Genomic DNA, 25,769 nt, shown 5'->3' on the forward strand with positions numbered 1-25,769 from the left:
AAGCGTTGTTTGAGGAACTTGGCGGCGATGGCTGCTCCCACGGCAAAGGTATGTCCTTGTCCGAGCGGGCCGGAGGTATTCTCGATGCCACGCAGGATATCTCTTTCGGGATGGCCCGGTGTTACACTGCCCCACTGGCGGAAGCCCTGGAGGTCTTCCATGCTGAACTTACCGGCCAGGGCAAGGGTGGAATACAGCATCGGGGACATATGCCCGGGGTCTAAAAAGAAGCGGTCACGGCCTTCCCACTGCGGATTCTTCGGGTCATAGACCAGAAACTCAGAAAAAAGCACATTGATAAAATCGGCGCCGCCCATGGCGCCTCCGGGATGGCCCGATTTGGCTTTCTCGACCATAGAGGCCGATAGGATGCGGATGTTGTCCGCTGCTTTGTTTAATAATTTGATTGGTGTCATTGGTTATATAAGGTAATTAATTTACATATGTACAAAAGTAGGAAATAAGCCTGTATATTGAAACTAAAGTATATGAAATGTTATATAAATATAAGCTATACAGATGTTTATATTGTGCCCGGTCTACAATAAGATATAAAGGAGGTTACGGTTTTTATCTTCTGTAAAATGCTATTAATCAGTTTTATTGAAGATATACACAACTACTGGTTCTGCTATTTAGTTACTCCAGATTTACAGCAAGACCGCCTGTGGACGTTTCCTTGTAAAGACTAGGTAAATCATGCCCGGTCTGCTGCATCGTGCGAACAACCTTATCGAAACTGATAAGATGCTTTCCGTCCGATAGCATGGCAAATGAACAAGAATCCAAAGCCCGTGCAGCAGCAAAGGCATTACGTTCGATACAAGGTACCTGAACTAGTCCGCATATAGGGTCGCAGGTAAGTCCCAGGTGATGTTCCAGTCCCATCTCAGCAGCATACTCGACTTGTTGCGGAGAGCCTCCGAATAGTTGGCAAGCTGCTCCGGCGGCCATAGCGCAAGCGACGCCCACCTCTCCCTGGCAACCGACTTCGGCTCCTGACACAGAGGCGTTTGTTTTTACTATGTTACCTATCAATCCGGCTGTAGCCAGTGCTCTGATTATCTTTTGATCACTGAAGTCGTGATTCATTTTCAGATGGTATAAAACAGAAGGGAGTACACCGCAGGAACCGCATGTAGGCGCTGTCACAATAATGTTTCCGCTGGCATTCTCTTCCGATACGGCAAGTGCATAGGAGTATATTAAGGCGCGGCTTCTCATAGAGCCCTGATAGCCTTTCGCTTTTATGCTGTACATGGACGATTTGCGTTGCAGTCCTAAACCTCCGGGAAGAAGGCCTTCGGCATCCATTCCTCGGTGTATAGCAGCTTCCATCGTTTTCCATACAGTCAGCAAGTAATCGTAAATGTCTTTACCTTCAGTATCTTCGACATATTCCCAGAATGTTTTGCCGGTTTGCTGACACCATTCCAATATTGTTTTCATGGTGCTTTTGTCGTACAAAATCTCTTTCTTGGTTTCGGATGTGCCGTCAGATAAGTCTCCGCCGCCTATACTGTATACTATCCATTCCTTTACCGGCTGCTTTTTAACGATAGCTTCGAATTTCATTCCGTTTGTATGGTAAGGCAGAACTATTTCGGGCTTCCATACTATTTCGGTCGAAAAAGGTAGTAGTGTATTTATTATCGCAATATCTGTCATATGTCCTTTACCAGTTGCAGCAAGGCTTCCGTATAATGTGACCCTGAATGAGTCGGCATATTGGTTTTCGTCTCTAAATTTCTGAGCTGCTTTTTGAGGAGCCATTGTGTGACTACTCGAAGGGCCGTGACCGATCTTGTACAAATTGCGAATAGATTCCATTGGTTTACTTTATTTTGTATAATATATTTTAGTTGATCGTACTCATATTGTCAAACTGAATTCCTGATAGAGAAAGTGTCGTATTAAATATTGTTAAACATATTCCGGCTGGTTTCTTTATAAATAAAGTACTACCAATTTAATACAAACTTTAATGAATTCTATGATTTATTATTTTTAATATTTTTTATCTATGATTATTTGATAGTAAAAATGTATTAATTCATTAATATCCAAATGATTATTTTTTATCCATTTGAAGTAATAAAAATAGTCAAATTTACCTTAATAAAAAAAGAAAATGTTTGCTAATAAAAAGAAGTGATATCTAAATATAAATTTCTATGTTGTACAACACGTTTTTTGACAACAGAAGCTCAAAATGTATAAGTATTTTTACAACGTTTTTGCGAAAACAATCTTCACTTAGCCTTTATAACCATGAATTGAGATACATTCCGAAATTGTATCTTGGAGTTAATCAGGGGGTAATTGATTTTTTATGATTTAATTACTCCCTGACAACTCCTGAAGTGAGGTCTGAACACTAAAAGCGATTTAATAAAGAATAATTTAAATTAATAACTAAAGTGATATTATGAGTAGTACTGAGAAAAAGAATTATTTGTTACCTATTATTATGATGATCTTCCTGTTTGCGATGATCTCATTTGTAACGAATCTTGCAGCACCGATGGGGGTTGTATTGAAAAATCAATTCGGAGTTTCTAATGCCATGGGTATGTTGGGTAACTTCGCAAACTTTATAGCATATGCCTTTATGGGTATTCCTGCCGGTATTTTGTTATCAAAAATCGGATATAAGAAAACTGCCCTGATTGCTGTCGCTGTTGGCTTTGTAGGAGTCGGAATCCAATATCTTTCAGGTGGTGCCGGAAGTTTCGTTGTGTATCTGTTAGGTGCATTCGTTGCCGGATTTTCAATGTGTATGCTGAATACTGTTGTAAACCCGATGTTGAATACGCTCGGTGGCGGTGGAAAGAAAGGTAACCAGTTGATACAGATCGGTGGGACATTCAATTCGTTAAGTGCTACATTGGTACCTATATTGGTAGGTGCTTTAGTCGGTGAAGTAGCAAAAGCTAATATCACAGATGTGTATCCTGTGATGTATGTGGCAATGGCTATTTTTGCTCTTGCATTCATCGTATTGTCTATGGTTCAGATACCTGAGCCTCACATGGCAAAAGAAGAGAACAAAGGAGTTAAGGATCAATATAGTGCATTATCGTTTCGTCACTTCAAATTAGGTGCTATAGCGATTTTTGTTTATGTAGGTATCGAAGTTGGTATTCCGGGAACATTGAATTTATTCTTAGCTGATGCTACTCAGGGTGGTGGTCTTGATGGAACTACAGCCGGATTTGTGACTGGTACTTACTGGTTCCTGATGTTGATTGGTCGTTTCTTGGGTGGCGTTATCGGAGGGAAAGTGTCCAGTAAAGTGATGCTTACTATTGCTTCGGCAGTGGGCTTAGTATTGGTGCTATCAGCAATCATTTTACCTACAACTCAAAATATTTCCATGCCTGTATTTATGACAGACCCTGCCACAGGAGCTCTTTCATTTGGTATGACTCAGGTGCCTATCAATGCTATGTTCTTAGTATTGTGCGGACTTTGTACATCTGTAATGTGGGGTGGTATCTTCAACCTGGCAGTAGAAGGATTGGGCAAATATGTTGCCAAGGCATCAGGTATCTTTATGATGCTGGTTTGTGGTGGAGGTTTCTTGCCACTTCTTCAAAATGCAATTGCTGACGGTGCAGGATACATGACCAGTTACTGGGTTGTATTCGCCGGATTGGCTTATATGTTGTATTATTCAGCTATCGGAAGTAAGAATGTAAATAAAGATATTCCTGTAGAATAATATTTCAGGAAGACTTACTAAAATATAGAGCGGCGGCAGGCAGAAATGTTTGCTGCCGATTCTTTTATAATCACTTGATATAATTCATAAATTAGAGTTTATAACTCATCATTAAAAAATATACCTTTGTACTCTCAAATTAATAAATGATTCATGCAAAAAGATATAGACTTACGCATTACGCCAGAACAGGCGTCAGATATTGAAAAAGTAAGATGCATTTTTTCTTCTCAATCCGGTATTCCTCTTAAAGATATAAACTCGGTACGTATTCTCCGCCGTTCGATAGATGCCCGGCAGCGGAGTATTTTTGTAAATCTCAGGGTTAGGGGATATGTGGAAGAAGTGCAAAATGATCCGGATTTTGTAAGTACTTATTATCCGAATGTAAAGGACTGTCCGCAGGCTATCGTTGTTGGGGCAGGGCCTGCCGGTTTGTTTGCAGCACTGAGGTTGATCGAATTGGGGGTGCGTCCTGTTGTAATCGAGAGAGGAAAGAATGTCCGGGACCGGAAACGCGATACGGCATTGATGAACCGGGAGCATGTTGTAAATCCCGAATCGAACTATTGTTTTGGAGAAGGCGGAGCAGGAGCATACTCTGATGGAAAATTATATACCCGTAGTAAAAAAAGAGGTAGTGTAGAAAAGATTTTAAATGTTTTTTGTCAGCATGGTGCAGAGCCGTCTATACTTGTTGATGCACATCCGCATATAGGAACAGATAGATTACCGGGTATTATAGAAAAAATGCGTGTACAGATTATATTATCTGGAGGCGAAGTGCACTTCGAAACCCGTATGGATAAACTCATAATTGATAATAATACGGTAAAAGGAGTAGAAACGAATAATGGAAAAGCATTTTTTGGGCAAGTTATTCTTGCCACAGGTCATTCGGCACGCGATGTATATTATATGTTGTATGACCAAAAAATAAAAATAGAGGCTAAGGGTTTGGCCGTTGGATTCCGTGTCGAACATTCGTCACATCTGATAGATCAGATACAATATCATTGTCAGGAGGGAAGAGGAGAGTTTTTACCTGCGGCCGAATATAGTTTTGTTGTTCAGGCCGGAGGCCGTGGTGTATATTCTTTCTGTATGTGTCCTGGGGGGACTGTAGTTCCATCGGCTAGTGGTCCTAAACAAGTGGTTGTAAATGGTATGTCGCCATCTAACCGCGGCTCCCGCTGGTCTAATTCAGGTGTTGTGGTTGAAATTCATCCCGAAGATTTTCCGGAATATGCAAAATACGATGAGTTGTCCTTATTGAAATTTGTAGAAGATTTGGAAGAACTGGCATGGTTGCATGGTGGAAAAACGCAGGTAGCTCCAGCACAAAGACTATATGATTTTGTGAATGGCAAGAAAAGCGAATCTCTGCCCGATACATCTTATGCTCCCGGAGTAGTATCATCACCGATGCACGAATGGATGCCAAAATTTGTCTCTGTGCGTTTGCAAGAAGCATTTAGGAAAGTGGGGAATAGTTACAAAGGTTATCTGACAAATGAAGCTATACTTTTAGGAGTAGAGAGCCGGACTTCTTCGCCTGTCCGTATTCTGCGTGATAGAGAGACAATGCAGCATGTGGGAATAGAGGGTCTTTATCCTTGTGGTGAAGGGGCTGGTTATGCAGGGGGCATTGTCTCCGCAGCTATGGATGGGGAACGTTGCGCAGAGGCATTAGCCGAGAAAATGAACGGAGGTAATAACCCTGCCTGAAGATATAACTAAACCATATAAATTTATAACTCGCAGCTATTTTCATGCTGCGAGTTATAAAATTTAAGCAGACTCTTAATGGTATAGGTATGTTTTTAAACTATGACACGCTTAGTCTAACCATTCATTAATGGGCCGAATATCCAGCTGGCGATGGTCAGATATATCATTAATCCCGTAACATCTACTATTGTGGCCACAAATGGAGCGGATGATGTTGCCGGATCGGCGCCAAGACGCCGGAGGATAAATGGCAGCATAGAGCCTATCAGCGAGCCCCAAAGTACAATGCCTATCAGAGCGAGAGATACAGTAGAACCTACCATAATCCAGTGCTCTCCGTAAAGATTTGGGAATATAAGATGCCAGATATAGATACGGCAAAAGCCTATAACGCCCAGTATAATACCCAAGCTGAGGCCCGATACTACTTCGCGACGGAACACCCTCCACCAGTCCCGGACTTTTACTTCTCCGGTAGCCATAGCCTGTATAACGAGGGTAGAAGCCTGAGAGCCGCTATTACCGCCGCTCGAAATCATCAATGGAAGGAACAATGCCAGTACAATCATTTGTGCCAATTGCTCTTCATAATATTGCATTACCGAGGCTGTGAGTAACTCCCCTATGAATAATATAACCAACCAGCCGGCGCGCTTCCATACCAGTTTGTGGACGGGTAAATCCAGATAAGGTTCGTCCAGAGCCGATGTACCCCCCATTCGCTGCATGTCTTCTGAATATTCTTCATCAGCAACCCAGAGGATATCATCGATGGTGACAATACCTAGTAAAATACCACCCGAATCTATTACCGGAAGGGCTACGCGGTTGTTCATCTTAAATATCTTAATACCTTCCTCTACAGGATCCGGGGCATTCAGGGAAATAAGCCGCCCATCCATAAGGTCGGTAATCGGTGTTTTTGGATCGCTGATCAGTAGTTCTTTTATCCGTAAGTCATCAATCAATACACCCTTATCATCGAGGATATAGATTACATCAATTGTTTCAGAGTTTTTTCCATTCTTACGAATATACTGCAATGCCTCTTCTACCGTATAATCTTTGGATATCGCAAGAAAGTCAGGTGTCATCATACGCCCTATACTGTCCTCCGGATATGAAAGGAGCGTAAATACTTCTTTTCTATCTTCGGGAGGGAGTAGAGATATCAGGCGGTGCTGTAATTCCTGATCTTTTAGTTCTCCAAAGAATGCCGTGCGGTCATCCGGCGGGAGGCCGTTAATAATTTCTGATATTTTCTGTCCCGGAAGTTTTATGATAATACGTTCCTGGGTGGGGACATCTAATATTCTGAATACATTTACTGCTCTGTTGATACTTAAAGTCGTAATAATCAATGGAGCATACTCAGGTAGTTCATCAATCAGATCTTCTACATCCGAGATGTTCAGATCGTCAAGATAGATGCGCAGCATGGCTACATCACCTGCTTCAATCAGAAGCTTGGTTTGTTCTGTTAGTTGTTCGATATTCTCCTTCATCCATAAGATAAATTATAAGGTGGATAATACAAAAACAGTTCTGTCAACGATTCTGTTTTTGGGATGAATTGGTTTTCACAAGCTGTAGTATTATTGATATTATCAGCAACGTCATTTTCCGCTTGCGAAATGCGGCTGCAAAGATAATGTTTTTTTGCAGTATCAAAACCCGAAGGCGGATTTTTTATAAGAAATTGTTTATTTCTGTGAAATATTTTTATCTATCTATGTGAAGTAGTTAGTGGTTCGGATTGAGATTTTTTGAATTTTTTCTATTCTTTCGAATGTTTTTAAATGAAATAGTGTTATATTTGCAATGTTGTTTCATTTGTAAAAATATTGCATATATGGATGCCGAACAAATATTAAAACTTCACAATCTGAAGAATACAGGTTGCCGTAAATTTATAATCAGTGAGTTACTTAATAATGATTCTGCTTTGTCGGAGAATGAAATTAAAAAAGCTTTGCCGGATTTATTCGATAGGGTTACATTTTACCGTTCATTGAAGACACTGGAGGAGAAAAGTATTATCCATCGTATTGTCTTACACGATTCTACGGTTAAATATGCTCTTAATAATGAGGCTTTGCCCAAAGGAGAGCATGCTCACTTTCATTGTATAAAATGTGATGCGGTAACATGTCTCGAGGCAGAGGTTCAGGCACCTGTTACTATGCCAAAAGGATTTTCTGTAGATTCTGTAGAGGTCTTGCTTGAAGGCACATGTCCCGATTGTAAAAGGTAAGGCTTTAGCCGGCAATTAAATTATAAGGGAATCAAAAAAAATATTTACACAGTAATAAAAAAGTCGAATGACTCTCATGAAAAAGATTTTATTTATACTATTCTTCTCTATTATTTATCTTCAGCTTTCAGCCCAATCAACCTGTGCAATATCAGGAAAGGTGACAAACCAAAATACAGGAAACCCTATAGAAGGAGCTGCCGTTTCGATAATAAATACGCCTGTAGGCGAGCTGACCGATAGTCTCGGTATTTTTAGTTTTTGTCATTTAAAAGATGATAACTATACTCTTCTTATAAACTATATAGGATATAAAACAGATACGGTATATGTAGCATTGCATAATGATACACTTCTCAATATTCGCTTAAGACCTTTGGTCGTAGAATTGAGCGAAATAGAGGTATCTGCCGGGGTAAGAAGTCGAGTCATAGTCAGGCGTACAGATTACGATAAACCATCTACGTCGTTCAATAAGTTGCTAAGTATTTTACCGGGTGTGACTACCATGAATATAGGCGGAGGTACCTCAAAACCAGTGATAAGAGGACTGAGTGGCAATAGGGTAACTGTGATAAACAGAGGTGTCGGGCTGCAGAATCAACAATGGGGCGCCGACCATGGCATAGATGTGAGTCAGTTGGATATGTATAATGCAACTATTTATAAGGGGCCAAGCTCATTATTGTTAGGCTCGGGTACTACAACAGCAATCGAAATCCAGCCTTATGGATTTGAGAATACTGATTTCTTCAAAGGTGAAGCTCAATTGTATGGTGCTTCAAACAATGATTTGTATGGTGCAGGGCTTACTGCCAGGTGGCAGAAAGGCAACTGGTTTTTGCAAGGTGCTTACAATTATAAAGATTATGCAGACTACAGGCTGCCCGCCGAAAAAGCGGACTATGAGTCGCAGGAAATTGCTTTTCCGGACAAGCGTTTACCCAATTCTGCAGGAAAGGAATATTCTCTTTCGGGAACGGTCGGTTTCAGGAAAAAGAATGTGACCACTTATCTGAATGTAAGTAACAACTACCAAAAGACCGGACTTTTTGAATTGGAGGAAGATCATTCTGATCATGATCACGAAGACGGTGACCATGACGATCACGACCACGACCATGATCACGATATAGATAATTCGCACCGGAATATAGCATTGCCATATGCTACTGCAAATCATTTTGCGGTAACGAATAACACAGAGTGGAAAACATCGGCATTCCGCTTGTCTGTAAATACAGGCTATCAATATAATCATCGGCGTGAGTACGAACATTTTCACGAGCATTATGAAGGGCAGGCCGAACCGGAGGCAGATGATGATATTGCAGTAGATTTCAAATTGAGAACATATTCGTCCAATGCCCGTCTTTTCCTGGATGAAAAGGAGAATTGGACAAAAACAATCGGAGCGAGCGTAGAATATCAACAAAACAGGGTAGGGGGCTTTGAGTATTTCCTGCCGCGTTACAATCAGATATCAGGCGGATTATCTTTCATAAATACATTCCGTTTTACAAATGAATGGCTGCTCTCGGCCGGAGCCAGATACGATTACGGAAACATGGACGTCACAGGCTTTTATGATAATACCTTAGCTACCTACCTTGAAGAACAGGGATACGGCGAAGATATAGTGAAACAATATGCCCAACGGGCTTACGATGTAGACCGTAACTTTGGTAGCTGGTCGGCAAGTGCAGGGCTGGTATATACACCACGTTCATCAGAAGGTTTTACATATAAGGCAAATATTTCCAAAACTTTCAGGTTTCCTGCGGCGAATGAGCTTGCAGCAAATGGTGTGCACCACGCCGCATTCCGTTACGAGATAGGCAATCCTGATCTGAAAGCAGAGAACGGTTATACTTTGGATTTAGGTTTAAGCTATGATAATAAGGCGGACTTCTCCGTTGAATTTAGTCCCTTTGTAAATTATTACTCCAATTTTATCTTTTTGCAGCCTGTGGAGGAAACGCCTGTATCGCTTTATGATGATAAGCCTTTTCAATATTCTCAGGCAAAAGCAATATTCACAGGAGCAGAGTATAAGGTCACATGGTTATTGTTGAGGCAATTGGAATTATCGTCAGCAGGCAGTTTTGTGCTGAATAAGAATCTGGATGACCATAATCCCCTGCCTTTCACTCCGCCTTTAAGCATGACTAATGAGATAAAATACTTAAAGGATACAGGTAAAAGGAAAGGTCTGACATATTATCAATTATCGGCGTCCCATCAATGGTATGCGAAGCAAAGCCGGGTAGGTTTTGATGAAGCAAAAACAGAGGGTGCCAGTTTATTCAATGCAGGCGCGGGATTCGATTATCGTTTTACTCCTAAGTTTGCGGTCAATTTCAATTTGCAGGTACAAAATATATTCAATACCCGTTATCTCAATCATATGAGCCTTTATCGCCGGTTGAATATACCCGAGCCGGGCAGGAACATACAAGTCTTTTTACGTATTCCCTTCAATGGCTGATAATCCCGGATTGTCAATAATCTAAAAAAACGGTTGGCGGTGACCTGTAACTCGTAACTTTATCGTATTTTCGTGGTTACAAATTCACTTAATATATAATGAGAAATTTTTGCTTGTTTATCGTTTCGCTTATTCTGCTGACCGGTCTGTATTTTTCATCATGTGCAAAGGTTGAAGATGATGAGACAGAACCACCTGCAATATCAGATGTACGGATTAATAAGAATGATACGCTGATGTACGGTAATCTGGTAGTCAGGATAAATGATAGCCTCAATGAAAATCCAAATAGAATGGATACGGTAATAGCCACTAAATGGATGTATATATATGCCCGGTTTACCGATAATGAGGGTTTATCCACCTTTAAAGTGGAAATAAATCCTGAATATAAAGATAAGAGAGGACGGGAAAGTGTAAAGGACTCCATTATGCCGGTAGTCAGACTGGGACAAATGATATTTAATCAAAAAGATATAACAGTATATCGTAACAGGTTGGTTCAGATACCCGATACCATTACCCGAACCCGTAAAGATGGAGATAAGCTGGTAATGGACACGCTGGTCTTAACTCAAAAGATTTATGATATGAAAGTGGCAGTGATAGATAAAGCCGGGAATGGAGATTCTATTATGGATTACAAAGTTATACTGATGAACCGGAAGACATTGTATGATGTAAGGGTAGGACAGGAATAACAATGTATTAAATGATTGAAAGTATGGGCCTTATTCAGATTCATGCTTTTTTTATGCATTTATTCTCGGTAACTTTATCTATAATCCGTACTTTTGCGGCGACAATTTATTTTATTAACAAATTCTAAAAAAATGAATCGAAAACATTTTAAGGAAAGATCGGTCTACCGTTTCAAACGCTTTGTCCGGAAGGCCTACAGTGCATTTAATAGTATGCACCGGATTGTAAACATCGGAGTGGTGAGAGGCTGTGCTATTTCATTCCTCACTGTATCTACAATTACCGCGCAGACTACCTCTGATGGTGAGCAGCAAAAAGTATTGGAAAAGGAACTCGATGAAGTAATGGTCACGGCATCCCGGGTAGAGACTCCAGTCAACCAGACTGCTAAACTTGTTACAGTAATCACAAAAGAGCAAATTGAGCAGTCACCCGTCCGAAGTATTCAGGATCTGTTAGTTTACGCCGCTAACATAGACGTAATTCAAAGAGGCGGGCACGGTGTACAAGCCGATATTTCGATCCGTGGCGGATCATTTGACCAAAATGCAGTACTCCTCAACGGAGTAAACCTTTCAAACGCCCAGACAGGGCACTACAGTTTCGATATTCCCATCAACCTCTCCGACATTGAACGTATTGAGATCATTCATGGTCCATCGGCTCTCATTTACGGTTCAAGTGCCTTCTCAGGAGGAATCAACATCATTACCAAAAAGAATGCAGATTATAAAGCTTATGCCAGTGTGGAATCGGGTATGCACAAACTTCGGGGAATGGAAGTGCGTGGTACGGCAAAAACGGGTATGGCAACCAATAGCCTGTCGGTAGGTTATAATTCTTCGGACGGCTATATTACGAATAGTGATTATGATATATACAATGTATTGTGGCAAACACGCTTCAGACTGAAAAATGAATCTAAACTGGATCTGCAGCTGGGTTATAATGATAAAAAGTATGGGGCCAATACATTCTATTCTCCTAAGTTTCCAAATCAGTACGAACGCACCAGTACATATATGGGCTCGTTGAAAGGAGAGTTCGGTTCCAAGTTAAAAATAGTTCCTATAATTTATTGGAACAGGCATCACGACCAATTCGATCTGGTGAAAGATACAGATTACGGGCGGAATTATCACCGCAGCGATACTTACGGGGCTAACCTTATCTTCTCATACAAGTCGAAGTTTGGGAATACCAGCCTTGGGGGTGAAATACGCAGGGAAGATATTATGAGTACTAAGCTAGGGACACTTATGGTTGAGCCACACCGCAAGTATACGAAATATGATGACCGGACTAATACCAGTGTATCACTGGAACACACATATAGTATAGAACGGTTTGTGTTATCTGCCGGGGCACTGATGAATCATAATACATTACGAGACAATCAATATAAGTTCTATCCATCGGTGAGCGTTACTTATCGTCCTTCGGATAAGATAAATGTATCGTCGTCGTGGAGTAAGTCAACACGTATGCCCACATTTACAGATCTATATTATGAAACCGAGACACATGATGTAAGTAACGACCTGAGACCTGAAAAATCTGAATCATTGGAGCTTGGCGTGAAGTATAATGAATCTTTCTTTAGCGCTTATGTCACAGGATTTCTTTTGTGGGGGCGTGATGTTATAGACTGGGTGAAGGAGAAGCCAACAGACGAAAAATGGACTTCCTGGAATTTGAGTAAGATAGATACTAAAGGTGTGGAAATGGGAGCTAAATTCCGTATCGGAGATATACTTCCCGCATTGGGAGAAGAATCGTCCCTTGCTTTGGATTACACCCGTATGCATCAGGATGGAGACACGAAAGGCCTCATATCCATCTATTCGCTGAACTATTTGCGGGATAAGTTTACGGCAAAATTCAATCATCAGATATATAAAGGGCTTTCGGCCGGCTGGTATTTTCGCTTCCAAAAGCGGATGGGCACTTACGAAAAATATGAAAATTTGGTAAAAGTGGGTGATGAGCATTATCCTGCATTTTCAACTCTTGACCTAAAATTGAACTATGAATACAAAGATGTGGTATTCAATCTGAATTTGAATAATCTCTATGATACGCATTACTTCGATAGGGGAAATATACCTCAGGCAGGTTTCTGGCTAATGGGAGGTATCAGTTATACTTTCAGATAGTAATGCCAAAGAATAGTTAGAACTTTCTTCTATATAATTATATGAAAGCAATATTATTAATGGTTCTCTTTTTATCAGGCATGACCTTGTGTGCCGAAGATTTCAAGCTCCAGAGTGGAGACCTGATTTTTCAGGAAGATTGCGCAAGTGGGACTGACAGTACGATTAAAGCTGTAACAGCCAGTATTGGAGATTATCAGTTTACGCATGTAGGTATCGTTTATATCGACGATAATGACAGTGTCTATGTAATCGAAGCTACCCGTCCCAAAGTAGCAAAGGCACCTTTGAATGATTATCTGTATCCCGGGGGAAAAGGCTGTTATCCCAAATCGGTCGTGGGGCGGCTGAAAGAAGAATACAGGCACAGTATTCCTGATGCATTAAGTGAAGGGTTAGCCCTTATAGGCAAAGATTATGATGATGGATTTATCCTGGGTAATGATAAGTATTATTGTTCGGAGCTTATTTATGAAATTCTGCTCAGGGCAAATCACGGTATTCCTGTATTTCCATTGAATACGATGACTTTCAAATCTGCTGATACCGAAGAGGTAACGGACGGCTGGAAGGAGTATTTCGGGAAGTACAACTTACCAATTCCCGAGGGTGAACCGGGTATTAATCCGGGGGCTATGTCAAGCTCATATGTGATCGATATCGTTCATTATTATTGATACATAAAGAAAAAGACTGTGGCAGAATTTCTGACCACAGTCTTTTTACAAACCTATATACATTTACTCTCCGATTTTCTTATAATATTTCGGCGTATATCCGGCGAAGAGTTCCGGATGGAATATATACGCCATATCTTTTAATATATAATCCGGATGGATAGGTAAATCTTCATAATAACTTGAATATGCCGTATTGCATCCGTATATATTTTTTCCTTTGAATGCCTTGAAATGGGAATAAGGTTTATATTCTTTTTCCAGGCTTTGGTATGTCATATCTTTAGGCCAGTTATATTTGATTATCCAGAAATCTGCTTCACCCGCCTTGTCTAACACCGATTCGAATGCCAAAGGCATGTAAGTTGTCGAGTTATCATCAGACCAGCAATACGATGCCCCCGAATCGGATAACATATTTGCCATAAAACTTTTTCCTCCGGGCATGTTCCATTTGTTCTGATAACGCATATCCGTAAATACGGAAGGTCGGTTTGCCGTTCCGGCCACAGCGTCTTTAACGGCATTATAATTCTTTTCGGTAATGGCGAACAGCGAATCAGCCAATTGCTCCTTCCCGATAAATAAAGAATAGTAGCGTATCCATTCGGCACGTCCAAGCGGATGCGATTCGGTATAATCGGTCGTTTCCAAAATGGGAATTCCTGCTTTTTCTATGCTACCGTATGTCCAGCCTTGTATGGGAGTTGCAAAGATAGCATCAGGGCTGAGCATGATCAATCTTTCGGTATCGGGTTTACTGGCCATCCCCAAATCTACTATTGCCCCGCTCTTTACACCATCCTGTATATTGGATAGCTTTATATACTGAGGTTCACATACACCTTTTATCAGGTTCACTGCATCCAGTTCGTTCAGCGTAGAGCAATGGATGGTGGAATATGTTGCCACAGTTTCCAAAGGTATTCTTACAATTGTGCCTTTAGGAAGATTTGCGGGTAAATCTTTATTCTTTGCCACCAGCACATATGTTTGCAGCATGCGCGTGGTATCCCAGGGATCACGCACCGACACGGTAGTATATTCATCATACTTTTTTACCTGAAAGCCTTTGGCATAATAGACAGTGTATCCCGTTTGCGGCTTAATATTATCCTGTCCGGCAGGCTTGCGATTATTGCAGCCCGCCAGAATGAGGATAATAGAAAAGAGTAGTGTGATATTTAAGAGTTTCATATATTATCTGATTATCCAGCTTGCAAAATATGCACCTGCCGGATTAAGACCTCCGGTATCTAATTTTTTAACTAATTTACCATCAGCGGTGAAGATGTACATGTCTCCATTATTGGTATAGTCCGATGTACCGATATATATATAGTTATTAACAGGGTCGGTGTTGATAGAAAACGGCTTATTTACTGTTGTTCCGTCTGTTATGAATTTATCTGTCAGCATCTTCTCTGTCTTGGCATCAAAAACATGGTAGCTGACTACCTGATTCCAATTGGCATCGTATTGCGAATAAATGATATATAACTTATCGTTATTCATACTCATCCAAGTTGCATTACCAACACTGGTTACTTTATGCGTGGTTGCATCAATTCTTTGCAGAGTATTAGGTACATTACTATAATTTCCGTTCGAAATTACATATATATCCCCTTCGCTATCAACCGCCATTTTATCAGGATTAATAACTACAGGAATTTGTTCAGTCTCTCTGAATGTAGCAACATCTACAACCGAAACTGTTTTGTCGTATCCTAAAGGAGTATTATAATCCAAGCCACCTGAATTGGCGACATATAGTTTATTATTTGCCGCACGTACATATTCAGGATTACGTCCTACAGCTACTTGGCTTTCAATTTCCAGTTTAGTGGTGTCTATTTTTGCAAGATAGCCATCATAGAGAGTTGCATATACTTTCCCTTCATATGAGGTTAGTCCGCGAGGTTGCTGTTTTTTGTCTCCTTTTACAGATTCGATAGCTGCCAGTTTCTTTCCTTGCTTATCCGTTACGTATATAACTCCGGAGCCATAAACGGCGATATACATTTTAGATCCGTATACTACCATATCCTGGCCTGTATCTCCCAGACTTGTTCCGTTTGCGCTTTCGAATACTTTAGTTTTAAATTCTGTTGTAAGGAAATTGTAGAATGAGATGTTTGAGTTGTTATTTCCCATCTTTCCGCTGTTTAGAATATATACTCCCGAAACTTCGTAAGCATCTTTTACTTCAATTTTGGCAAAGTCTTCGACTTCTGTATCTGTTGCATCAGTAGCAACGACTATGAAGTATTTGCTCAAATCACGGCTTGCTATAGTATATTCTTCAATATCCGGATTTACTTCAGCTAGTTTATCTTTTTTGATAGTGCCATCTTCGGAGGTATAGATTATCAGTTTTGAAAGATTAATGTGTCCGGAAGCCTTGGTCCATGATAACTTTCCTGCTATTTTGTCTTTTGTATAATCTGTATCCTCAAATGTCAGATCAGTGACAACGTTATTACCGGTTTCGTCCTTTATTTCTACCTTGGCAAAGGTAGATCCTTCTACATCTTTTTTGTTTTTAGGGACGAGCAGGAGATATTTAGTATAGTTTCTTGCTTCTATAGTATATTTCTCTTTATCAATCGATACTTCATCTATTCTTGCTTCTTTTGTAGTGCCGTCATTTGAGGCATAAATAACAATGGACGAAAGTTCAGATGTATTGATTGGCTTTTTCCATGTTAAATCACCACTAATTTCGCCACCTTTCAAATTTACGTCCAGAAAAGCTATATCCGTAGGGAGAGTTTCAACAGAATTAAAAAAATCATTGTCATCATCACTACATGATATAAAAGAAAAAGTTAGTAGCGAGATTAAACAGAGAACATTGAATAATTTATTCATTTTCATAATAGATAATATTTTATTAAGTAAAAGAATGTATTTAATAATATGTTATTACAACTTAACAGTATGCTACTGTTCTATATAATTTAAAAACGATAGTTAGCTGATAAAGTAAATGACCGCCCCGGCATAGGATAATACTTAATGATCTGATAGTTTTTATTAGATAAATTAATCAGATTGAGCTGCACCCGTAATCTACTTTTATTTATATCAAAAGACTTATTTAAAGAAATACTATGATCTGTATATGATTCTATCTCATTATCAAGTATATTCTGATCCAATGCATATCTCTTACCCGATACGATTAAAGTATAAGCTATATTTATCCATGGGTTCTCCAGGCTTATAGCACCTGAACCATAGTGTCGCGGAGTATACGGTATCTGGTCTCTATAATTTTTACTTTCTTGGTCAGTAATGTCGATAACTTTCTGGTAGCTGTAATTTCCGGTTAATTCGATAGATAACTTTCTGCAAAGCTCACTATGCAGGCGTGTATTAATATCTAATCCGGTCATGTCTACTTTTCCATAATTACGCATTTTGAAAATATTCATAGTCGGGAAGGGTACAATCTTATCGTCTACCTTGTTTTTATATCCATCAGCAGATATACTTATAAGATCAACTTTGTTTGATATTTTCCCAACCCATGTCAATCCGGTATTGTATTGAGTAGCATATTCTGGTTTTAGGTTGATATTTCCCATTCTGATATAATACATATCGTCGAATGTAGGCACTCTGAATATTTTTTTATAAGATGCACGTAATCTTATGTTTGTCTTTAAAAAAGGTAGGTAAGAGAGGCTGATAGATGGAGTTATCTTCTTCTTATTATCAGGAACTTCTCCCGATTTGGCATCCTCTTTTACATATGTAGCCAACAGGCTACCGGTAATAGTGATATGTTTATTATTATATTGTGCGGCTAATGCGGTTAGGGATGAATTTCGGGAGGGACTGTCTATATCAGTAAAATTACTGTTAAGACGGTTTTGAAATACATCTTCGAAAAGGCTTATGGAGATATCCTCTATTGGCTTATATAAAATCCCTGCAGAGGCATAATATTCAAACTGGGTAATGCGGTCTTCTTGTTTGCTGCCTGATATATTGTTATTTAGAGCAAAATATTTGTAATATGTACGGCTAAATCTGGCCTGTGCCTTTAGTTCCAGTTTATGCGAAAGCGTGTTTTTGTAATAGGCTTGGGCAAAAAGATCCTTATTCCATACTCGTTCATCATTATCGTCTTTGTAAAAAATTACCGATCCTGGCAGGCCTCTTTCCGAATCCAGATAATTCACCTTGAAATTTAAATTTCCACCTTTACCCAAATTGCCATATAAATTAAGCTCCGTACGCCAGATACTTACGTCAGAATTTCTTCTTTTTCGTTCCTCGGTCTGTTCTGCATTTTTATATGTGAATTTATATCTGCCGTCTGCCCGTTCCCATCCGCTGTTAACGGAAATAGAAAATTGTTCGTTAATTTTATGGGCATAGTAAACCATTGGATTTAATAGTCCGAATGATCCCGTTTTGACCCCTGTGTTTAATGTATTTCGCTTAGTATCGAAAGCCGGTTGTAATGTTGTTATCTGGAGTACTCCGGCGGAAGCATAAGACCTTGCGGATTGAAAAATATCATCGGATTGTCCTATCGATAAAGAAATCATAGAGACATTATCCAGAGAAAAACGGCTTATGTCTATTTGTCCGGATTGTACATTACTCATTGTTATTCCATCATAACTTACTGCTGTATGCTGTGCCCCCATACCTCTGATAGATACCGTTTTCATGCCACCTATACCTCCATAATCTTTTATGCTGACGCCCGAGAATCTGCGTACAGCATCCGATACGGATAGTATGCCGATCCGTTCCATTTCGGCGTTGTCTATCACTTGCAGCGGTGTGGTTGAACGGGCAGCCGATGGCTTTATATGTGCAGATACTTCTACCTCCGATAGTTTTTGTGTCTTGATACTATCATTTGTTTGGGCCAGTAAGGATGTACAAGCGAAAGAACAAAAAAATAAAAAGGCAGAAAATAAAATTCTCATCTATGCAAAATATATCTTTTAGTATAATTGCAGCATCCGATAAGAACAAAGAAAAAGAAAGGTAATTGAATTCTTTTACGCATGTTTCTTAAGCCTTATTCCTCGAAAGCTGTCGAAAATATTTACTTTGCAGGTCTTCTGACTTACTCTTGCTTATATCACCTTCCCATTTTGCAACAGTGGTATTTTGATACAAACATTCCCAGAGCTTACAGCAGCGGGTCTGTTCAGGATTTGCACCTGATTCCCTTTTCATCCTTAATGGAACAAAGTAGTGCAAAGATACACAATATTATAGAAGATTTACTTTTTTGCGATAATTATTTGTGAGGAGTATTATAGAGCTTATCAGGAATAAGAGAGAATGTGATATAGAGGAAGAACTCATAAAAATCTCAAACATAAGAAAGGCAACCTCTCTTATATTTGAGATGGAAGATTGTTTTGAAAAAGCAAAACTAAAATTGAAATGTTTTTTTATCTATATTTCAACTTCTGTTTATTAGTCGGTCGGAATATCAATTCGCAGTGCATAAAAATAAGAATTACCTATCCATGTTTCGGATACAGTAGCCGAATTGCCTGCGTTACTGGTGCCAGCCTGTATAATATATTGAGTTTTCTCCTTTATGTTTACATAATGTAATATAAATGGAGTGGCATATGACTTTATACCCGTTCCGGCAGTCTTCTTCTCTGGATTGGCTCCGGCTCTGGATATGGTGGTGTAACTGCTTTGACTCGGTGTTTTTGAAGATAATAATATCCAATGATACATTCCTGTAAGTGAGGCATTCATGTTCGAATTGAATTTAGCAAATATCAGCCATTGTCCGGCAGGCAATTCAAGCATACCGTCAGATACCTGTACTGTGCTACTGGCAAAACCTTTGTTGTTGTTAATTGAAGTTGACTTTACAGTCCCTAAAGGCCTTAATGCTCCCCAGTATGCATCACCTTTATTATTGGCTGTAAGCAGATGTCCTTGATCCTGGGTGCCATCTGTATACTGGAACGTTCCGGTCATTCTGGTTCTTCCGCTTTCATTCATACTGAATGTATTGTTATTAATAGATAAGATGGCCGGTCGCATATCTACATACTTTCCTTTTATACTTATAACCGTATCGTTAACCATAAATTCCCGGGCGACGCGTATGTCCACAATCTTATTGTTTACTACAACCATTGTATCATTGATAATAAATTTTGCAGCAGGATTATGCTGTATCTTCAATTCGTTGTTATTCAGTTGTACAGTTGTGTTATCATCGAGCTTACCTCCTAGCCATAGCTCTTTGCCATTGGTATCTGTTAAGCCGTTTGCCCCTGATATCTTATTTGACAAAGCTACCCATTTGTTACCGTCCCAGAATTCGATAATATTATTCGTTGAATTATAGATAACCAGCCCCGCAGACTCAGGATTACTCGTTAATGAGTGTGTTGTTATCATATTATTTTTATTGGTATCTGGTATTCTCGGTAGACGTATACCTCCTTTTTTACTTTCTACTTCTACAATACAGAATTTCTCGGGTTCTTTATCCGTCCCTATAACTATTTGTCCTTTGGTAGAACCTATGGCTAATATTGTAAAAATGGGAATAAGGATATATCTATGTTTCATAATGTAAATAGTTTTGTGTTTGTAAATTATATCAAAATACTATGGCTTATTTTTCAAAGATCATATATATTCATTTTATATATGTATATCTTCTTTAAAAGATTTTATTTTCTATTATATATAATAAGGTGTTATTCGTCTTCATTATAATCTTCTATCATAATAGCAAAAAAATAAGGTTCTCCGAACTCTACCTTGGCTGCTCCGGTACCATCTTCTTCTACCAGCCATGTCTGATTGTTGGATGAACTGGCTACAACACAGATTTTTGTATTAGCAGATACATCGATCAGGTAAGTTAGTTCAGGTGACGATGTTGACGTTGCGTCTTCTACATCGGCGCCGATAGTTGCTGTCGGCACTGTTTGGCCCGGAATAAATATATGGGACCAGGTAAACATCTTCTGAGATGCATAGTTCGTCTTTGTTGCAAATTTAGAGAATATAAGCCATTTTCCCGGAGTGAGTGTCAGTGTGTCGGAAATGCATGGGCCACTTATATTTTGACTTGTATTTTGGATCCAGACAGTGCTTGTACCTGTTCCCGCCTTTTTAATTTTGCCTTTAAGATAAGTTTTACCCAATATCAGATCCGGTTTTAGCTTACCCCAAAAAGCAACACCGGATGCTTTGGAAATAAGTACCTTTCCGTTGATGTCGCTTTTGTTGTTATCATAATATAGCTGGCCATGTATATTTACACTGTCGTTTCGGACAAGCATACTATCATTTTTTACTTTTACTTTCAATTGATTTTCTATCGATACTTTGCTGCCTGTCTCCTTGACCTTTAGAGCTGATTTGTTTATTGTATATGAAGATGGTTTGGACCCGACAATCCTACCATTTACAACAAAAACCGTATCATTTACGGAGAATCCTCCGGGGTTACCCGCGCCGGTAGCAAATTCCAGATTTTTACTATTCAGATTTACCATCGTGGCTTTCTCTAGGTTTCCGCCGAGTTTCACAATGTCTCCATCTTTATGAATTCCATTATATACTCGTATCGTATCTCCCAGCATCGACCATTTTAGGCCATCCCAATATTCAATGGCTTTGCTTGTCTCATTATATATTATCAGGCCGGCGCTAGTTCCATCTATAACAAGAGCGTCTCTCTGCCCTACCGATAATTGGGGTAAGCGCAGACCTCCATTGCTGCTGTTAAGTTGAAGAGATGAGAAATCTTCAGGCTTTGCTGTTGAACCAACGGTAACCTGTCCCTGGCATGTTATTGTTACAAAAAAGAGTGATAGTAAAAAAGATGTGTATATCTGTAGTTTCATAATGATAGTTTGTTTTAATCATTTAATCTTATTGCATAAAAGTACTGATCGCCTAACATTGAATGGGTTGAGTGCCATGTGTCAGGTTTCTTTGTTTTAAAATCTATACGATAAGAAGCCGCATTTGCCGCATCCAGAAAATAAACCATTTGAGGTACACTGTATGACCCGTAGTTTTCATTGCCGCCAGTAGTCTTTCGTTCCGGCAAGGTCATAGAAGAGTACAAAACTACATCTCCACCGGAATCTTCTCGGACCAAACGAAGAAAACTCATATAATTTGCGTTATCACCACTACTAGCATCCGTCCTCCTGTTGGAATATGCTGCAAAACGACCGAATATAAGCCATTTTCCTGCAGGTAAAATTTGGTTGTCGGTAATCTCAGTCCATGTGTCAACTGTAAACTTTGTGCCGGATGGGCCATTCGGGCTTCCGGATACTCTGTTTATAGTAAAAGGTTTATTTAAAACGGATGGCTCCATCTGCTCCCAATTGGCTTTCCCTGTATTATCTTTCGCCCTCAGTATTATATCTTTTCCGGTTACGGCTAAGTTTTCGTTACCGTCTTTATATTGTAAGTGCCCGTTTATTTTTGTTTGATCGTTTATTATATTCAATACACTGTTGTTTACATATAGTCCCGATTTCCCGGTATTTATGGATATTTCATTTCTGTTATCTACCGTTAATACGGTATCTATATAGAATCTGTCGATGTTGTTAGCTTTTACACTTAGGCTATCTACAAAAAAAGCATCTGTGTTTATAGACAACGCTCCTTTTTCGGTTTTGAATGCCAGAGTGTGGCTTTGTTGGTTGATAAGGGTTTCTTCGATAAGAGTTCCGCCCAATCGGGCTTTTTGGGGATTGGCCGTATTTAAAAGATTTAATCCATTGGAAAATGAGAAAGAACCGGATAGTATACGCCATTCATTTCCATCCCAGAACTCGATCCTGTTATATGTGATGTTGTATATGGTAAGCCCTTTAGCTGCATCTTTCTTTTGTGGAGAAATGCTTATTGTTGTATTTGTTAAGTCGTCCCGTTCTGTTTGGGTTAGTCTTGATAGGCGTAGTCCTTTGTCATTGTTGCCATCTATTCTCAATATTTCATATGGTTCAGGATGTGTATTTGAACCAATTGTAACCTGAGCCTGTGATTTTACACATAGAAGAGTAGAGGTGCATAGCAATATTAGTTTTGTTGTAAAATTTGTTTTCATCTGTCGTTTCTATTATTTGAAATTGTTGTTTCATTGATGTTTGTGTGAAAATATTGTCTTGAGTGTGTAATGTGTGTTAAAAATCCGATGTACGATCTTGATAAAGCGATAAGGGGTATATAAATTACTTTCCCAAGCGATTTAATATAGGTTGAAGACAATAAGAATAAAGACAAAGACTTATCGAAGATTTTTCTTGAAAATCTATCTAGATCTTCGACCATGCATCGGATTTTAAATATATTGATGGTTACAGGTTGGCTGGTTCTCCTTTTTGCGACTAAAAAAGAAAATTTAGGAATAAAATAAAATATAAAATGTTTGTTTTTATTTGAGAAATAAATTAGAATATGCGTATGCATACACATACTGGTGTTGTACGCGCATGATAATACCGCTTGCTTAAAATGGGAAACAAGAAATGTGAGTTTTTTTGTATTAAGGGTTAAGCCATAAAGTTTACTCTCTCTCTCTCTCTCTCTCTCTCTCTCTCTCTCTCTCTCTCTCTCTCTCTCTCTCTAGCAAAATAATGCTAACTCCCAAATTTCCAGATAGAAAAAGAGAGCCCATAACTGTATTATTTGGCAGGGAAATGTGCATTATTTTTTTATTTATCTTAGTATAAATTGTCTTGTGCATGAATTGCAAAGTAAAAGATAAAAATTTGATTTAACAAATATATTTTAAGAATATTAAAAAAGGGAGAAAGTCTTTCCTGTGTTCTGTAGGGCTATATATTGTTTGTTTTTTCATATTTTGTAATAGGCACGTAGATTTAAACAATTATTTGTTTATGCAACTTTCCGCCTTTATACTGTATAGCTTTACACTCAAATGTTAATGTTAAATTAGATTGGTAATTCTATTGAGGAAACAGGTAAAAGATAAATATATGGAAGTCCTCATAATTCGTCATTTATAACTTATGACTCATAAGTAAAATTCGTATATTTGCGCCTTGTTGAAAATAAAATATATATTAAAATAGTATTATGCCACATATTTCGCAACGAGGAATAGAAATGCCGAATTCTCCCATCAGGAAATTGGCTCCATTGTCCGACTCGGCTAAAGCCAGGGGCTTGAAAGTATATCATCTGAATATCGGACAGCCCGATTTGCCTACTCCCGAAGAAGCGCTTGAGGCGATACGCAATATCGACCGCACTATACTAGAGTATAGTCCCAGCGATGGATACCGCTCTTATCGTGAAAAACTGGTTGGTTATTATGCAAAGTATAATATAAATGTATCGGCTGACGATATAATTATTACTACCGGAGGCTCCGAAGCTGTGTTGTTTGCATTTCTGGCCTGCCTCAACCCGGGAGATGAAATTATTGTTCCCGAGCCTGCTTATGCCAACTATATGGCCTTTGCCGTATCTGCCGGAGCGATTATCCGTACGGTATCTTCTTCTATTGAAGAAGGGTTTGCTTTGCCCCCGGTTGAAAAGTTTGAAGAACTCATAAATGAACGCACAAAAGGGATTATGATTTGTAATCCGAACAACCCGACGGGCTATTTATATTCCCGTGCCGAAATGAATCAGATAAAACATCTGGTACAGAAGCATGATCTTTATCTGTTTTCGGATGAGGTATACCGGGAGTTTATTTATACCAATTCACCATATATTTCGGCTTGTCATCTTGTCGGTATCGAGGATAATGTGGTGCTGATAGACTCGGTCTCGAAAAGATATAGTGAATGTGGTATCCGTATAGGTGCATTGATCACTAAAAATAAGGAATTACGGAAGACTCTGATGAAATTCTGTCAGGCGCGTCTAAGTCCGCCGCTTATCGGGCAGATTGCAGCAGAGGCTTCGCTGGACGCCAGTCCCGATTATCTCCGCGATACTTACGATGAATATGTGGAAAGACGGAAATTTCTTATCGACCGCCTGAACCGTATACCGGGAGTTTATTCGCCTATCCCTATGGGTGCTTTTTATACGGTCGCACGCCTGCCTGTCGATGATGCCGATGAGTTTTGCGCATGGTGTCTGTCCGATTTTGAATATGAAGGGCAGACAGTGTTTATGGCTCCGGCTTCAGGATTTTATACAACGCCCGGATTGGGGAAAAATGAAGTTCGTATAGCCTATGTTCTTAATAAGGAAGATCTGGGAAATGCCCTTACGGTATTGGAGAAGGCATTGGAGACTTATAATGCGTTGAAAAAGAAATGAAAAGAAAACTTGTTTTTGCTACCAATAACGCTCATAAACTGGAGGAAGTCAGAGAAGTTGTAAAAGATAAATTTGAAATACTCAGTCTTAAAGAGATTGGTTGCCATGAAGATATAGCCGAACCGGGTGAAACACTGGAAGAAAATGCTTTGATAAAAGCCCGCTATGTGAAAGAGAAATACGGTTACGACAGTTTCGGTGATGACACGGGGCTTGAAGTAGAAGCCTTGAATGGTGCGCCGGGCGTCTATTCGGCCCGTTATGCCGGAGATGGGCATGATGCTAAAGCCAATATGAAGAAGTTACTGGCTAATCTGGACGGCATTACAAACCGTAGGGCCCGTTTCAGGTCTGTTATAGCGTTGATTCTGGATGGAAAGGAATATCTTTTTGACGGGAAAATTGATGGGGAAATAATTTCAGAAGAAAAAGGATCGGCAGGATTTGGATATGATCCCATTTTTATGCCTGTTGGGTATACCGAAACGTTTGCCCAGTTGGGAAGTGATGTTAAAAATAATATAAGTCATCGGGCTTTGGCAGTAAAAGCTTTGTGCCGTTTTTTGGAAAGTATCTGATTAAAAACCAATGTTGTATTTTTTTTGAAGCTGATGCAGGGGCAATACGATTCGTCGCTACAATCTATGATGTGTCAGTAAATATTTATATTACTAATTATTTTTTCTTCAGAAACGAAAGTCTTTATTCCCTGAATAACTATGGTAAATTGCAGTCTTTGAAT

At 39.3% G+C, this 25,769-nt stretch carries 17 protein-coding genes, 1 pseudogene and 1 riboswitch; of the genes and pseudogenes, 9 read left to right on the plus strand and 9 right to left on the minus strand.

The window, feature by feature from the left end; translation table 11 throughout:
* Both IR083_RS19435 and IR083_RS19440 read right to left on the minus strand, forming a co-directional pair.
* Positions 1–416, minus strand: a pseudogene (locus tag IR083_RS19435) (transketolase); the annotation flags it as partial.
* A gap of 223 nt (positions 417–639) precedes the next feature.
* A complete protein-coding gene (locus IR083_RS19440; RefSeq protein ID WP_194225549.1) occupies positions 640–1,830 on the minus strand; it encodes an L-serine ammonia-lyase in 1,191 nt (396 codons plus the stop codon).
* A 598-nt stretch (positions 1,831–2,428) separates the two neighbouring features.
* Here IR083_RS19440 and IR083_RS19445 point away from each other — a divergent pair.
* Positions 2,429–3,724: an MFS transporter gene (locus IR083_RS19445; protein WP_006800370.1), complete on the plus strand. Its 1,296-nt coding sequence runs from the start codon at positions 2,429–2,431 to the stop codon at positions 3,722–3,724.
* A 153-nt stretch (positions 3,725–3,877) separates the two neighbouring features.
* Positions 3,878–5,452, plus strand: coding sequence for an NAD(P)/FAD-dependent oxidoreductase (locus tag IR083_RS19450; protein WP_194225550.1), 1,575 nt, complete (start codon positions 3,878–3,880; stop codon positions 5,450–5,452).
* Between the two features lie 116 nt (positions 5,453–5,568).
* Here the strand turns inward: IR083_RS19450 and mgtE are convergent, their stop codons facing one another.
* On the minus strand, positions 5,569–6,960 hold the full coding sequence (mgtE, locus tag IR083_RS19455; RefSeq protein ID WP_194225551.1) for a magnesium transporter: 1,392 nt from the start codon (positions 6,958–6,960) through the stop codon (positions 5,569–5,571).
* A 347-nt stretch (positions 6,961–7,307) separates the two neighbouring features.
* On the opposite strand from mgtE, the gene IR083_RS19460 reads away from it, so the two are divergent.
* The 5 genes from IR083_RS19460 to IR083_RS19480 all read left to right on the plus strand — a co-directional run bounded on the left by IR083_RS19460 (position 7,308) and on the right by IR083_RS19480 (position 13,732).
* Entirely contained in the window at positions 7,308–7,709 is a 402-nt protein-coding gene (locus IR083_RS19460; RefSeq protein WP_194225552.1) for a Fur family transcriptional regulator, read from the plus strand.
* A 76-nt stretch (positions 7,710–7,785) separates the two neighbouring features.
* Complete coding sequence (locus IR083_RS19465; RefSeq protein ID WP_194225553.1) at positions 7,786–10,197, plus strand: TonB-dependent receptor; 2,412 nt, start codon at positions 7,786–7,788, stop codon at positions 10,195–10,197.
* Positions 10,198–10,295: 98 nt separating this feature from the next.
* Positions 10,296–10,898 (plus strand): hypothetical protein, encoded by a 603-nt coding sequence (locus IR083_RS19470; RefSeq protein WP_194225554.1) that lies wholly within the window; start codon positions 10,296–10,298, stop codon positions 10,896–10,898.
* A gap of 132 nt (positions 10,899–11,030) precedes the next feature.
* Positions 11,031–13,055, plus strand: coding sequence for a TonB-dependent receptor plug domain-containing protein (locus IR083_RS19475; protein ID WP_194225555.1), 2,025 nt, complete (start codon positions 11,031–11,033; stop codon positions 13,053–13,055).
* 41 nt (positions 13,056–13,096) lie between these two features.
* Positions 13,097–13,732, plus strand: a complete 636-nt coding sequence (locus IR083_RS19480) for a YiiX/YebB-like N1pC/P60 family cysteine hydrolase (protein ID WP_194225556.1) — start codon at positions 13,097–13,099, stop codon at positions 13,730–13,732.
* 63 nt (positions 13,733–13,795) lie between these two features.
* Here the strand turns inward: IR083_RS19480 and IR083_RS19485 are convergent, their stop codons facing one another.
* The 6 genes from IR083_RS19485 to IR083_RS19510 form a co-directional block, all read right to left on the minus strand.
* Positions 13,796–14,929 carry an ABC transporter substrate-binding protein gene (locus tag IR083_RS19485; RefSeq protein WP_194225557.1) on the minus strand — a complete coding sequence of 378 codons (1,134 nt, stop codon included), beginning with the start codon at positions 14,927–14,929 and terminating at the stop codon, positions 13,796–13,798.
* Between the two features lie 3 nt (positions 14,930–14,932).
* A complete protein-coding gene (locus IR083_RS19490; protein WP_194225558.1) occupies positions 14,933–16,612 on the minus strand; it encodes a YncE family protein in 1,680 nt (559 codons plus the stop codon).
* Positions 16,613–16,695: 83 nt separating this feature from the next.
* The gene (locus tag IR083_RS19495; protein ID WP_194225559.1) at positions 16,696–18,687 is read right to left on the minus strand and encodes a TonB-dependent receptor plug domain-containing protein; all 1,992 of its coding nucleotides are present in this window, start codon (positions 18,685–18,687) and stop codon (positions 16,696–16,698) included.
* A gap of 110 nt (positions 18,688–18,797) precedes the next feature.
* Positions 18,798–18,974: riboswitch (cobalamin riboswitch) on the minus strand.
* Positions 18,975–19,189: 215 nt separating this feature from the next.
* Positions 19,190–20,317, minus strand: coding sequence for a hypothetical protein (locus tag IR083_RS19500; protein ID WP_006800359.1), 1,128 nt, complete (start codon positions 20,315–20,317; stop codon positions 19,190–19,192).
* A gap of 131 nt (positions 20,318–20,448) precedes the next feature.
* Positions 20,449–21,606 (minus strand): hypothetical protein, encoded by a 1,158-nt coding sequence (locus IR083_RS19505; protein WP_194225560.1) that lies wholly within the window; start codon positions 21,604–21,606, stop codon positions 20,449–20,451.
* A 14-nt stretch (positions 21,607–21,620) separates the two neighbouring features.
* A complete protein-coding gene (locus tag IR083_RS19510) occupies positions 21,621–22,832 on the minus strand; it encodes a hypothetical protein (RefSeq protein WP_194225561.1) in 1,212 nt (403 codons plus the stop codon).
* Between the two features lie 992 nt (positions 22,833–23,824).
* Between IR083_RS19510 and IR083_RS19515 the strand changes: the two genes are divergently transcribed.
* Positions 23,825–25,027, plus strand: a complete 1,203-nt coding sequence (locus tag IR083_RS19515) for a pyridoxal phosphate-dependent aminotransferase (protein WP_006800354.1) — start codon at positions 23,825–23,827, stop codon at positions 25,025–25,027.
* The gene (locus tag IR083_RS19520) at positions 25,024–25,605 is read left to right on the plus strand and encodes a non-canonical purine NTP diphosphatase (protein ID WP_006800353.1); all 582 of its coding nucleotides are present in this window, start codon (positions 25,024–25,026) and stop codon (positions 25,603–25,605) included. The genes IR083_RS19515 and IR083_RS19520 overlap by 4 nt, the downstream gene beginning before the upstream one ends.
* Positions 25,606–25,769 lie beyond the last annotated feature (164 nt).

This window comes from Dysgonomonas sp. GY75, assembly GCF_015234155.1.
Classification (GTDB): Bacteria; Bacteroidota; Bacteroidia; order Bacteroidales; family Dysgonomonadaceae; genus Dysgonomonas; species Dysgonomonas gadei.